This is a genomic window from Parabacteroides acidifaciens (genome assembly GCF_003363715.1).
GTDB classification, from domain to species: Bacteria; Bacteroidota; Bacteroidia; order Bacteroidales; family Tannerellaceae; genus Parabacteroides; species Parabacteroides acidifaciens.
On the sequence record NZ_QREV01000055.1, the window covers coordinates 18,013 to 30,495 of the forward strand.

General features: G+C 47.4%; 12 protein-coding genes. 5 read left to right on the top strand and 7 right to left on the bottom strand.

Features of this window, described 5'->3' with window-relative positions:
- Nucleotides 1-14: 14 nt before the first annotated feature.
- Genes DWU89_RS17120 through pstC form a run of 5 tightly spaced genes read right to left on the bottom strand, consistent with a single transcriptional unit; the run spans nucleotide 15 to nucleotide 4,825 of the window.
- Complete coding sequence (locus DWU89_RS17120) at nucleotides 15-1,217, bottom strand: porin (RefSeq protein ID WP_115500852.1); 1,203 nt, start codon at nucleotides 1,215-1,217, stop codon at nucleotides 15-17.
- 40 nt (nucleotides 1,218-1,257) lie between these two features.
- Nucleotides 1,258-1,935, bottom strand: coding sequence for a phosphate signaling complex protein PhoU (gene phoU / locus DWU89_RS17125; RefSeq protein ID WP_115500853.1), 678 nt, complete (start codon nucleotides 1,933-1,935; stop codon nucleotides 1,258-1,260).
- Nucleotides 1,936-1,972: 37 nt separating this feature from the next.
- Nucleotides 1,973-2,725 (bottom strand): phosphate ABC transporter ATP-binding protein PstB, encoded by a 753-nt coding sequence (gene pstB, locus DWU89_RS17130; protein ID WP_115500854.1) that lies wholly within the window; start codon nucleotides 2,723-2,725, stop codon nucleotides 1,973-1,975.
- A gap of 13 nt (nucleotides 2,726-2,738) precedes the next feature.
- Nucleotides 2,739-3,626 carry a phosphate ABC transporter permease PstA gene (pstA, locus tag DWU89_RS17135; protein WP_115500855.1) on the bottom strand — a complete coding sequence of 296 codons (888 nt, stop codon included), beginning with the start codon at nucleotides 3,624-3,626 and terminating at the stop codon, nucleotides 2,739-2,741.
- Nucleotides 3,627-3,634: 8 nt separating this feature from the next.
- A complete protein-coding gene (pstC, locus tag DWU89_RS17140) occupies nucleotides 3,635-4,825 on the bottom strand; it encodes a phosphate ABC transporter permease subunit PstC (protein WP_115500863.1) in 1,191 nt (396 codons plus the stop codon).
- 235 nt (nucleotides 4,826-5,060) lie between these two features.
- On the opposite strand from pstC, the gene DWU89_RS17145 reads away from it, so the two are divergent.
- The 5 genes from DWU89_RS17145 (at nucleotide 5,061) to DWU89_RS17165 (ending at nucleotide 10,281) form a co-directional block, all read left to right on the top strand.
- A complete protein-coding gene (locus DWU89_RS17145) occupies nucleotides 5,061-6,257 on the top strand; it encodes an AGE family epimerase/isomerase (protein WP_115500856.1) in 1,197 nt (398 codons plus the stop codon).
- Between the two features lie 10 nt (nucleotides 6,258-6,267).
- Complete coding sequence (locus DWU89_RS17150) at nucleotides 6,268-7,485, top strand: DUF2264 domain-containing protein (protein ID WP_115500857.1); 1,218 nt, start codon at nucleotides 6,268-6,270, stop codon at nucleotides 7,483-7,485.
- A gap of 42 nt (nucleotides 7,486-7,527) precedes the next feature.
- Nucleotides 7,528-8,373, top strand: a complete 846-nt coding sequence (gene kduI / locus DWU89_RS17155; protein WP_115500858.1) for a 5-dehydro-4-deoxy-D-glucuronate isomerase — start codon at nucleotides 7,528-7,530, stop codon at nucleotides 8,371-8,373.
- 30 nt (nucleotides 8,374-8,403) lie between these two features.
- Nucleotides 8,404-9,195 (top strand): gluconate 5-dehydrogenase, encoded by a 792-nt coding sequence (locus DWU89_RS17160; RefSeq protein ID WP_115500859.1) that lies wholly within the window; start codon nucleotides 8,404-8,406, stop codon nucleotides 9,193-9,195.
- 75 nt (nucleotides 9,196-9,270) lie between these two features.
- On the top strand, nucleotides 9,271-10,281 hold the full coding sequence (locus DWU89_RS17165; protein WP_115500860.1) for a 6-bladed beta-propeller: 1,011 nt from the start codon (nucleotides 9,271-9,273) through the stop codon (nucleotides 10,279-10,281).
- Between the two features lie 119 nt (nucleotides 10,282-10,400).
- Here DWU89_RS17165 and DWU89_RS17170 read toward each other — a convergent pair whose 3' ends face one another.
- Together DWU89_RS17170 and DWU89_RS17175 are read right to left on the bottom strand one after the other, a co-directional pair.
- Entirely contained in the window at nucleotides 10,401-11,897 is a 1,497-nt protein-coding gene (locus DWU89_RS17170) for an acetyl-CoA hydrolase/transferase family protein (protein ID WP_115500861.1), read from the bottom strand.
- A 77-nt stretch (nucleotides 11,898-11,974) separates the two neighbouring features.
- Nucleotides 11,975-12,397, bottom strand: a complete 423-nt coding sequence (locus tag DWU89_RS17175) for a hypothetical protein (RefSeq protein WP_115500862.1) — start codon at nucleotides 12,395-12,397, stop codon at nucleotides 11,975-11,977.
- Nucleotides 12,398-12,483: the final 86 nt, after the last annotated feature.

Consider the following 12,483-nt stretch of genomic DNA (forward strand, 5'->3'; position numbering starts at 1 on the left):
ATACAGACTTATTCTTAATACAATGGAAGTTTGTAGATAAATCCGATTGAAATCTTCCCTGTGTTTTCAATGGAAGCACCCAGCGCTTTCGCTTTTCCCGTCAAGCTGTAGGAGCGGCCTGTCCCTGTCAGGAAGATGTGCAGGTTTTCGTCGGCCATCGGATAGAACTCGATACCGGCCTGATAGCCCCATGCGGTACGGTATTTGCCGGAAGGGGGCGCGTCTTCGCTGTTTCCGCCTTTGTAGATGGAGCCGGTTTCATACATGCCTTTGGCAAAGACATTCCATTTCGGGTGGAAACGGTAATTCATTTCTGCGACAAACGAAAGATACTGGACGTTGCGGAGGCAAACGGGGCCTTCTTCATCCTCGTCGGCAGCCGGAACCAATTCGGTCAGGATACCCAGCGGGTCGAGCGGACCGCGTGTGTACATCACATCCAGATAGCCGTCGAACGGACCGGAGCAGACATTGTGTCCAGCCCAAGCCATATACATCCATTTCCCTTTTGCCTGTTCGCCTGCAGTAGCCGAATAACGGAGGTTTACTACTTCGTCCAGATAATTGCTGTTCCAGTTAAGTGTATAGAAAAGAGGGGCACGTGGTTTCTCGATTCCGGCAGGTAGCACGCCATAAGCATCTTCCATGCTGCCGATACGGTTGTCCGTCACCTGTACACGCAATTCCTGTGAGGGTGTCAGCTGGTACGCCAGTGTTGCTCCTGTGAAATAGCAATCCATATATTCGTTCATGTCGCTGTATTCGTATATCTCGAACGGATTGAGGTCATATTCAAACCCGCCCCAGGCGGCATCCTGCTTCCCGAGGATGACAGTGAACTTGTCGTTGAGGCGGTAGCCGATCAAGGCATACTCGATTGATTCCGGCAGGTTTTCCAGCTCCATGCCTTCATTCCCCTGGTTGAGATTTTGCCGATACCAGTAGAAGAGCCGGTCGTTTACTTCGCCGGCGGCTTCGAGCTTGATATGGTTAAAACGAAAGGCGGCTTCATCCAGCTTGTTGCCGGTGAAGAATGTGTTGAAAGAGGCGTGCATTTCCAAATTCAGATTGAATACATTATTCCGCCGGGGAATCTTGGTCGCATATTCAAACAGGGAAATGGCAGACGAATCCCGTTCCGGGATGATCGATTGCGCCTGTAAGGATGTAGTACATAAATAGAAGGCTGACAGCCAGAATGCCGTTAGTCGTTTCATTGTCGATTACGATTGTGTTTGATTCTGGCTGCAAAGATAACTATTTCTCTTCTGTTTTGCCCATGTGTTTCATCACCTTTGCATCCAGATAAAAGATCAGCTCTTCTGCAATATTCGTACAGTGGTCGCCGAAACGCTCCATCTTGCGGATTACACCGGCCATGTAAAGACCAGCCAACGCACAGCTCGGATGAGCTTCGATATAGTTGGCAATCAGGTGTGTCGAATTATGGTTGATCTCGTCGATAAGATTATCTTTCATGAAAATGCGGGACGCAATTTCCGAGCTTTCTTTTTCGAAGGCTTCCTGGGCGAGAGAAAACATCGAGAGAAGTTCTTGTAACATCTCTTCTACACGGGTGTCTTTCACCAATTCCGGGTCAAGCGGTTCCCCCTCCGGCAGGTTGACGGAGAAGCGGGCGATACTTTCGGCGAAGTCTCCTAACCGTTCGAGGTTCGTATTGATCTTATACATGGCCAGCACGAAACGAAGATCGACCGCTACCGGTGCATACAGGGCGATGATATCCTCGCAGTCGCTGTCTATCTTCAGCTCGAATGCATTCACGCGGCGTTCGCGGTTGATTACTTTATAAGCGAGTTCCTTGTCGCCTGTCAGCATGGCTTCACCGGCATTGTATATCTGCTGGTGGACAAGCGCCCACATTTCGTTGATTGTATTCTTCAACGTCGTTATTTCCTTCTCAATGACTTTCATCTATATTGCTTTTTAATTTTCAATTCTCAATTTTCAATTACCCGAACCTTCCCGTGATATAGTTCTGTGTCGACTCCTTTTCCGGGTTGGTAAAAATCTTACGCGTATCTCCGTATTCGATCAGTTCTCCTAAATAGAAATATCCCGTTTTATCACTCACACGGGCAGCCTGCTGCATATTGTGTGTGACGATCACAATGGTATATTCTTTCTTCAATTCATGCACCAGGTCTTCAATCTTGCTTGTCGAGATCGGATCGAGAGCCGAGGTCGGTTCGTCCATCAGCAGGATAGAAGGGGAGATTGCGAGTGCACGCGCAATACAAAGCCGCTGTTGCTGGCCTCCGGAAAGGGCGAAAGCCGAATCTTTCAGCTTATCTTTTACTTCATCCCAGAGAACTACCTGTTTCAAGCTTTTGACTACTGTCTCTTCAATATATTCTTTGTCATTAATACCATTTACGCGGAGCCCGTAAGCGACGTTTTCAAAGATTGTCTTTGGGAACGGATTTGCTTTCTGGAAGACCATCCCGACATTTTTACGGAGCGTGTCTACCTTTTCTCCTTTTTCATAGATATTCCGTCCGTCGATGAAGATTTTTCCTTCCAGGCGTGTGTCGGGAATCAGATCGTTCATGCGGTTGAATAAACGGAGGAATGTAGATTTTCCACAACCCGACGGCCCGATAAAGGCAACCGAGGTATTGGCTTCTATCTGCATCGATATGTTTTTCAATGCATGGAAGTCGCCATAATAGAAATCTACGTTTTGAGCATCAATCTTTATCATACTAATAATTTATTTAATTCATCTTTACCTTTTTAGCAAAGTAGTTACGCAATGCATTGGCCAGTAGGTTGACAACCAGCACGATTGCGATCAGAACCAATGCAGTTCCATAGGCCATGCCCCGGGAAGCCTCGATATCCGTACCGCTGGTCGAGATTACATACAGGTGGTAGGGCAATGCCATACACTGGTCGAAAATGCTTCCCGGTAACTGGGGAAGGAAATAAGCCGCGACAGTGAACAGGATCGGTGCCGTTTCCCCCGAAACGCGTCCGACGGACAAGATCAAACCGGTGATGATATTCGGGAATGCCATCGGAAGTACCACGCGGCGGATCGTTTGCAGCTTTGTTGCGCCTAAGGCTAAGCTTCCGTGGCGAAAGGAATCATCGATACTCTTCAAGGCCTCCTCCGTTGTACGGATAATCAGCGGTAACGACATCAGCGCCAGTGTGAACGAACCGGCTATGATAGAGTCGCCCCATCCCAGGGTATTTACAAACAGCGACATACCGAACAGCCCGAACACGACAGAAGGCACACCGCTTAGGTTATTTGTCATGATGCGGATGAAACGTACTAATTTGCCGTTTGTCGCATATTCATTCATATAGATACCGCTCATGATCCCAATTGGAAAACTGATGATACTGCTTCCGAGGATCAGGTAGAACGTCCCGACAATAGCCGGATAAATACCTCCTTTTGTCATGCCGTCTTCAGGCGCTTTTGTCAGGAAGTCCCAGCTGATCACGCTACCTCCTTTGATGATGATGAAGCCCAGGATCACAAATAGGATTGCAACAACTAAATAGCTCAGGAAGGTAAAGAAACCGAAAGCCAACTTTTGCGAGGAACGTTTCTTAGCGTCTATATTTCCTACTTTTTGTACAGGTGCCATATTATTAATCAGATTTTTCTTTTAGATGAGATATATTCAACCGAGATACTCAATATCAAGGTTATGAGGAAAAGGACCGCACCCAGCAGGAACAACGCTTCGTAATGTGCACCGCCTGCAGGTGCCTCCCCAAGTTCGGCTGCGATCGTTGCCGGAATGGTACGTACGGGTTCAAAGAAGGAAGTCGGAATGACTGCCGCGTTTCCGGTAACCATCAACACCGCCATTGTTTCGCCTATCGCACGTCCGATACCCAATACGATAGCCGATGTGATACCGGAAATCGAGTACGGGATTATCACTTTGTAGATGGTTTGCCATTGGGTTGCTCCCAGCGCAAGACTTGCCTCTTTCATGGCGCGCGGTGTTGTCCGCATGGCATCTTCTGCAACTGTAATGATAGTGGGGAGAGCCATGATGGCCAAGACTACACTACCGGCGAAAGCCGTTTCACCGACAGGCAGATGAAGCCCTTTCTGTATCAATGGTACAATCACCACCAACCCGAAGAATCCGTAGACAACAGACGGGATGCCGGCAAGCAATTCGATGATGGGTTTCAGCAAATCGCGTGTCCGTTTGCTTGCAATCTCCGCCATGTAGATCGCTACGGCCACACCGAAAGGAAGCGACAGGATGATTGCACCGATACTGACGAGCAATGTCCCTAACAACAGCGGGACCAACCCGAATATCGGGGCGGGAGTGGAGGTCGGATACCATTTTGTCCCGCCGAAAAATTCCCCCGGTGTAATTTTCTCTTCTGGGAGAACCCTGCCTTGGAAGCCTTTCTCTAACAGGTATTGTTTGGGGAAGAATGCGATGATGCCGGGCTCTTTGGCTACCAATTCGCTGATTTTCTCGGGCACATACTGGAATTCGTCGCCTAACTCTTCTTCGGAGTAGTAATTGGTCAGATCGGAGAAACGGAATACCAGAATTTCCTGATCCATCCCGTTTATCTCTTTCCAGTTGCTGATATTGCCATCGAAAATATCCATGATCTTCTCCGGCGATAATTTGGTGACATCGTTCTTTTCATTTACGGCAAGTACATAACCTTCTTCAGTGGCCGGAGTATTAAAAAGGCCGCCGGCCTCTTTGAACAGGAAGAACACGATTAGTAAAATCGTAAAACTGCTGACGCTCCCGCTAATAAGCAATCCCCCTTCTACAATCTTTTCGAAAAACTTTTTCACTTTGTTTACCTTTTTATTCTGATGCAAAGGAACGAAACAGAGATTAAGAAGCTGTTACATGGGGTTGAATGAGATGTTACGATTGCATTACATTTATGTTTCAAACATCTCTGTATGCTTTTATTCAATTGACTCCGATGAAATTCGGAGTCGTTCCTGATTTTATTCCCGGATTTTGCTGTTTCTTAGGAGAGATTCCTGTATATTTGTCCAAAATCTTTCTAATCTTTTATTTATGAACAAACTTTTTAGTTTAACTGTGTTAGCGACCACACTCTTGTTGTCGTCTTGTAGTAATACCCCGCAGGAGGAACCTCTTGCGAAAGTGATTGACCGTGGCTTGAAGGCTTCGACCGAACAGGCATTGCTGATGGCCAAAGAGTTGGAACAACAGGAAGGGCGCCTGCCTAAAACGATTAAGGACGGCAAGCTGGAAACCAGCGATTGCTATTGGTGGTGTAGCGGCTTCTTTCCCGGTGAACTTTGGTATTTGTATGAAAGTAACCCGACTCCCGAATTGAAAAAGTACGCAGAATTGTTTACCGGACGTTTGGAAGACGTGCAGCACGTGACGGATAACCACGATGTGGGCTTTATGCTTTATTGCAGCTATGGCAACGGCTATCGGCTGACCCAAAGTACGGACTACAAGAATGTCTTGGTGACTGGAGCCGGTTCGCTCAGTACCCGTTTCAACCCGACGATCAAAGCGATCCGTTCCTGGGATTTTACGAATAACGGGAAGTGGCAGTATCCGGTTATCATCGACAATATGATGAATCTGGAATTGCTGACTTGGGCGAGCAAGACGACGGGAGATAACCGTTTCCATGATATCGCCGTGACACATGCCAATACAACGATGGCCAACCATTTCCGTGATGATTACAGTTGCTATCACGTTGTTTCCTACGATACGATCACCGGTAACCCGCATATAAAGATGACACATCAGGGTTATGCCGACGAATCGGCATGGGCACGCGGACAGGCTTGGGCCATCTATGGCTATACGATGATGGCGCGTGAAACTGGCGATCCCGCCTATCTGGCACAAGCCAAGCATATTGCACATTTCCTGATGAACCATCCGAATATGCCGGCCGATAAAGTCCCGTATTGGGATTTCGATGCGCCGAATATCCCGGATGCTCCGCGCGACGCCTCTTCTGCTGCGATTATGGCCTCCGCCTTGATCGAATTGAGCCAGTTAGATAAGTCGGAGGATGCAAAAAGTTACCTGGATTTCTCTGAACAGCAAGTGCGTTCTTTATCTTCTCCCGAATATTTGGCAGAGAGAGGAACAAACTGTAACTTTGTACTCAAGCATTCGACCGGACACTTGCCTGGAAACAGTGAGGTGGACGTTCCGCTTAGCTATGCCGACTACTACTATGTAGAGGCATTGATGAGGCTGAAGAAATTAATCTAAATAGTAAACCATGAGACATTCTTTAAAAATCGCCGTACTAATTCTTTGTACGATCTGCCTGCCGTTTACAGGTAAAGCCCAGCAAACGACAGGGAAAGAAGACCGTGCTCTTTGGGTGGAAACCCTGACGCGTATTGCAGATCCCGTACTTGTCAATCTGAGTAATAACACGCTGAAGAAAAACATGCCTTACGAGTCGTTGGGAAACAGACATCGTTTTTCGCATCTGGAAGCTGTCGGCCGTTTGGTTTGCGGTATAGCACCCTGGTTGGAACTGGGACCGGACAATACGTCGGAAGGAAAACTTCGCGCCAAATATATCGACCTGACAGTGAAAGGTTTGAAGAATGCTGTGAACCCGCAGTCTCCCGATTACCTGGTTTTCGGCGAACCCTCCCAGCCTTTGGTCGATGCAGCTTTTCTGGCACAGGGGCTTTTGCGTGCACCGAAACAGCTTTGGGGAAATCTCGATCCGCAAGCTAAGGAATGGATGATTACCGAATTGAAACGGAGCCGTAATATCAAACCGTATGAAAGCAACTGGCTGCTCTTTGCATCGACTGTCGAAGCTGCCTTACTGGAATTTACAGGAGAATGCGATATGGAACGGATGCTGTATGGCGTGAAAAGGTTCCGTGACGACTGGTACAAAGGCGATGCCATGTATGGTGACGGAGCGGATTTCCACATGGATTACTACAATAGTTTTGTGATTCATCCGATGTTGACGGATGTGCTGGTCGTGATGAAGAAACACAACGTGGAAGGGGCGGATTTCCTGCCGACGCAGTTGAAACGTCATTCCCGCTATGCCGAGATACTGGAACGTTTCATCTCTCCGGAAGGAGCTTACCCGGTAGTCGGCCGCTCCATCTGTTACCGTTTCGGCGCGTTTCATGCTTTGGGACAGGCGGCATTGATGCATATCCTGCCGGAGCTGGTCAAACCGGCGCAGGTACGTTGCGCTTTGACGGCTGTTATCCGCCGCCAGATGAGTTTCCCTGCTAACTTCGATAAGAACGGCTGGTTGCGCGTAGGTTTTACCGGTGAACAAATCGATATCTCCGAGTCTTATATTAATACGGGGAGTGTATATCTTTGTTCTTTCGGTCTTGTGCCTCTGGGGTTGCCGGCAACAGATGAGTTCTGGTCGGGGCCTTATACCGAGTGGACAAATGTGAAGGCCTGGAATGGTGAGAAGGTGCAGGCTGACCATGCGATTAAATAATTAATAATTAAGAAATAAAATCAAATACAGATAAATAAGAAGATGAAGACTAATTATGAATTGCGTTATGCTGCACATCCGGAAGATGCAAAGCATTATGATACGAAGCGTATCCGTCGTGACTTTCTGATTGAAAATCTGATTGTCGAGAATGAAGTGAACATGGTGTACTCGATGTACGACCGTATGATTGTCGGTGGCGTTCAGCCGATGGGTGAGATCATCGAACTGGAAGCGATCGAACCGTTGAAGGCGCCTTATTTCCTGACCCGCCGTGAAATGGGTATCTTTAATGTGGGACATGGTCCCGGTGCCGTAATGGTGGATGACAAGATATATGAAATTGGTTTTAAGGAAGCTCTTTATCTGGGTTCAGGTGACCGCGAAGTGAAGTTTATAAGCCCGATCGCAGAAAATCCGGCTAAGTTCTACTTCAACTCGACACCGGCACACCGTAACTATCCGGATAAGATCATAACTAAGGCGGATGCTGTTGTGGCAGCCATGGGATCACTGGAAATGTCTAACGACCGTAACATCAACAAGATGATCGTGAACCAGGTGTTGCCAACCTGCCAGTTGCAGATGGGTATGACGGAACTGAAACCGGGTAGTGTCTGGAATACGATGCCGGCACACGTACACAGCCGCCGTATGGAAGCCTATTTCTATTTCGATATTCCCGAAGACCAGGCCATCTGCCACTTTATGGGCGAAGTAGACGAAACCCGTCATATCTGGATGAAGGGCGATCAGGCAGTTTTATCTCCCGAATGGTCTATCCACAGTGCTGCTGCTACCCACAACTATACGTTTATCTGGGGTATGGGCGGTGAAAACCTGGATTATGGCGATCAGGACTTCTCTTTGATCACAGACTTAAAATAAGGAATTTAGGACATTAATACATTATATATTATGGTGAATTTTTCATTGGAAGGTAAGGTTGCGCTTGTAACGGGTGCATCTTACGGTATCGGTTTTGCTTTGGCTACGGCTTTTGCACAAGCCGGTGCGACTATCGTGTTCAACGATATCAAACAGGAATTGGTAGATAAAGGTCTTGCTGCTTATAAAGCGGAAGGCATCGAGGCTCACGGTTATGTTTGCGACGTAACGAATGAGGAACAGGTAAACGCTTTGGTTGCACAGATTGAAAAGGAAGTGGGTGTGATCGATATTCTGGTTAACAATGCCGGTATCATCAAACGTATTCCGATGACGGAAATGTCTGCTGCCGAATTCCGCCAGGTAATCGACGTAGACTTGAATGCTCCGTTTATCGTATCGAAAGCCGTTATCCCTTCCATGATCAAGAAAGGACACGGAAAGATTATCAATATCTGTTCCATGATGAGCGAGTTGGGACGTGAAACGGTGTCTGCTTATGCTGCTGCCAAAGGCGGTCTGAAGATGCTGACCCGTAATATCGCTTCCGAATATGGCGAATACAATATCCAGTGTAATGGTATCGGCCCGGGTTATATCGCAACTCCGCAGACCGCTCCTTTGCGTGAAAAACAGCCGGACGGCTCACGCCATCCGTTCGATGCCTTTATCGTAGCCAAGACTCCGGCAGCCCGTTGGGGAACTCCTGAAGATCTGATGGGACCGGCCGTATTCCTGGCATCCGATGCTTCCGACTTCGTAAACGGCCACGTGCTGTATGTGGACGGCGGTATCCTGGCTTATATCGGCAAACAACCTTGATAAATAGAGATAAGGGTGTGTTAAAACTTTTGGCACACCCTTCATCTCATACACGCTTATAATCATACTTCTAATATGAAAACCATCTATCCTTTCATACTTTTTCTTCTCGCCTTGTGCGCCTGCTCTTCCCAAAAAGACGGAACGGAAATTTATCAGACTAAACGGGACAATAAAATCAATGTGCGCGATCGGATCAAAGAAATCGATATGGGCGATGTTTTGATTAGCCGCTATTCAGGGCCTTCCATACTTGACCAATATCTGATTATAGGAGACTACTGGGCGAAAGATACGGTTGTTTATATCTTTGATAAAAACGACTTCCACCACATTTGCAGTACCGCCTTGAAGGGGCCGGGACCGGATGAAATAACGAACTTCGGCTCTGTCGGTATCAACGAAAAGAAACGGGAATTTTATTTGACGGATCATGGAAAGAATAAGCTCTTTACCTACAGTCTGGATCGTCTCCTGGCTGATCCCCAAAATTACACGCATACAGTTAAGGCGGATTTGGGTGATTACATCCCGATGCGCTACATCTATGTCAACGATACACTTTCCTATGGTACATTTATGTGGCCGCAGCCGGGTCGTCCTTTCGATGTCACCATCGCTAAATGGAACATGGTGACAGGCGCAACTACGCCCTTGAATTATATCAATCCGGAGATCAAACGTGTGCGGGCAAGTTTTGCCGTATCATTGGAGCAAAATGTGATTGTGGAGTGTTTTTCCCATAACGATTTGATGACGATTCTTGATCTCGACGGCAACTTGAAATATAATGTGTATGGTCCGGATTGGAATAATGAAGTGTCAATTCGGCGTGATTTCTTCAATGATGTTGTCATTGCCGGTGATAAAATTCTTGCTGTAACCTCTTTAGGTAATTCGCATGATTCAAAAGAAGCTGTTACGACGACTCTTTTTGTATTTGACCTTCGAGGAAAATATCTTCAGACACTTGAAATCGGCTACGATATCGAGGGATTGTGTTATGACAAAGACAATAACCGTTTGATCTTCTGTTTTAATGATGAAATACAATACGGATATTTGGATTTGAAAGGATTGATTTAGCAGAAATGCCGGAATCTGTTCTCTTGGCCATTGCCTCCCGTGCAAACGCAAAACGGCTCCCGTCCTATATTTTTTCGGACGGGAGCCGTTTTTTATGGGACAAGTCCCGTTTTTATTTCTTACTTGTTGTATTTGCTCCAGTCAACATTGTGCATGTCGCCGCTGGCAGCTAACTCTTCGTGGAATGCGAAGCAGCACTTCAGGTTCTGGGGAGTATGTCCCTTGATACCCATTTCCAGATATTCGGTCAACAACGGTTTGTAGTCCGGGTGAACGCAGTTTTCGATGATGCAACGTGCACGCTGGATCGGAGACTTGCCGCGCAGGTCGGCAACGCCATATTCCGTGATGATGATCTTAACCGAGTGCTCGCTGTGATCCAGGTGTGAAACCATCGGAACGAATGCACTGATCTTGCCTTCTTTCGCCGTAGACGGAGTTGTGAAGATAGACAGCATGGCAGAACGGGTAAAGTCGCCTGAACCACCGATACCATTCATCATTCTTGTACCCGAAACGTGAGTCGAGTTGATGTTACCGAAGATATCAGCTTCCAGAGCCGTATTGATTGCCACCAGACCCAGACGGCGGGCCACTTCCGGATTGTTGGAAATTTCCTGCGGACGGAGAAGGATCTTGTCTTTGAAGAAGTCTAAGTTCGCATAGATCTCACGGATCACTTCGTTGCTGACAGACAATGAGCAACCGCTGGCAAACTTGACGCGTCCCTGTTTCATCAGCGAAATAACAGCATCCTGGATTACTTCCGTGTAGACGTTAAATGCCGGGATATCCTTGTTTTCACCCATGCAGCCTAATACTGCGTTGGCAACGTTTCCTACGCCACTCTGCAACGGAACGAATTCTTTCGGCAGGCGGCCTGCTTTGATCTCGCCTACGAGGAAGTTAGCTACGTTCTGGCCGATAGCCATCGTCACGTCGTCCAGCGGAGAGAACTTACCTCCTTCGTTCGGTTCGTCAGTCTTGACTACACCCACGATCTTGGCCGGATCAACCTTCACGCACTCGCTACCGATACGGTCCGACGGAGTGTAAACCGGTATTTCGCGGCGATAGGGAGGATCGGCCGGTTCATAAATATCATGCATACCGCGGATTTCTTTCGGGTGGCGGCAGTTCAATTCAACAATGATGCGGTCAGCCATGCGGCAGATCGTCGGCAGGATACCGACACCGCTGGTCGGAACGATTTCGCCGTCTTCCGTAACGTCGGCTGCTTCAACGATAGCCACGTCTATTTTGCCCAGGAAGCCGTAACGTAAATCCTGTGCCAGTTCGGACAGGTGCATATCGAAATACTGGGCGCCGTGAGCGTTCAGCAAGGCACGCAGGTCTTTGTTCGATTGATACGGAGTACGGAACTTGATAGCGTTTGCGCGAGCCAGTTCACCATCCAACTTGTCGCCTGTCGAGGCGCCTGTAAACATACCGATCTGGAAAGGATTGCCTTTTTCATGTTCAGCCATTGCCTTTTTAGCAATCGCACCCGGCACAACTTTCGGGCATCCGGCAGGAGTAAATCCACTAAAGCCTACATTATCGTCGTGATGTACGAATGAAGCAGCTTCTTCTGCTGTAATAAATTTTAAAGCCATGATATTATTTGTTGTTATATTAGTAATTCTCTATTCAGCTAACAGTCGGGCGCAAAGGTATTAAAAAAGAACATAGATTAATACTTGCGGTTGAGTATTTCGGTGTAAATAATAGCTTTTCGCAGTTCAGCGGCGTTGTTGAACTCTATATCCGTCTGCGGAATATCTTCTTCTATCGGAGGAAGGATGGTCCGGTTTCCGTCAGCCGTCTGTCTGGCCGTCGTATTTTCTCCAGTCAGGAACGGTGTCGGCTGCACGGCCTGCTGTTTTTTCTGTTTCTTTGGTTTGGCGGGCTTTTGCTTCGGTTGCGGTTCCTGCATCTCCTGCAATATGTCCCAGAAACCCTTTTGCGGAGCCTCTTCATCCTCAGGAATGATTTCCCTTCCCGGTTGCCCCAACACCTGTTTCGGGCGTTTTTTCTTATTCTTGGAACCGAACAAGCCGCTGATCCCTGCAATTATCAGGAACACAATATATAGCCAATCACCTGCGTTATCCATAAACTTTGATTATTTTTGCACTCCAAATGCACAAACACCGTGTTTATGCAAATGAAGTTATACAAAATTACTACTTTTTTCTGAAT

Bases quoted from the DNA above. Each gene is read 5' to 3' on its own strand.
- DWU89_RS17120 (WP_115500852.1), bottom strand. From the start codon at position 1,217: ATGAAACGACTAACGGCATTCTGGCTGTCAGCCTTCTATTTATGTACT.
- phoU (WP_115500853.1), bottom strand. From the start codon at position 1,935: ATGAAAGTCATTGAGAAGGAAATAACGACGTTGAAGAATACAATCAAC.
- pstB (WP_115500854.1), bottom strand. From the start codon at position 2,725: ATGATAAAGATTGATGCTCAAAACGTAGATTTCTATTATGGCGACTTC.
- pstA (WP_115500855.1), bottom strand. From the start codon at position 3,626: ATGGCACCTGTACAAAAAGTAGGAAATATAGACGCTAAGAAACGTTCC.
- DWU89_RS17145 (WP_115500856.1), top strand. From the start codon at position 5,061: ATGAACAAACTTTTTAGTTTAACTGTGTTAGCGACCACACTCTTGTTG.
- DWU89_RS17150 (WP_115500857.1), top strand. From the start codon at position 6,268: ATGAGACATTCTTTAAAAATCGCCGTACTAATTCTTTGTACGATCTGC.
- kduI (WP_115500858.1), top strand. From the start codon at position 7,528: ATGAAGACTAATTATGAATTGCGTTATGCTGCACATCCGGAAGATGCA.
- DWU89_RS17160 (WP_115500859.1), top strand. From the start codon at position 8,404: ATGGTGAATTTTTCATTGGAAGGTAAGGTTGCGCTTGTAACGGGTGCA.
- DWU89_RS17165 (WP_115500860.1), top strand. From the start codon at position 9,271: ATGAAAACCATCTATCCTTTCATACTTTTTCTTCTCGCCTTGTGCGCC.
- DWU89_RS17170 (WP_115500861.1), bottom strand. From the start codon at position 11,897: ATGGCTTTAAAATTTATTACAGCAGAAGAAGCTGCTTCATTCGTACAT.
- DWU89_RS17175 (WP_115500862.1), bottom strand. From the start codon at position 12,397: ATGGATAACGCAGGTGATTGGCTATATATTGTGTTCCTGATAATTGCA.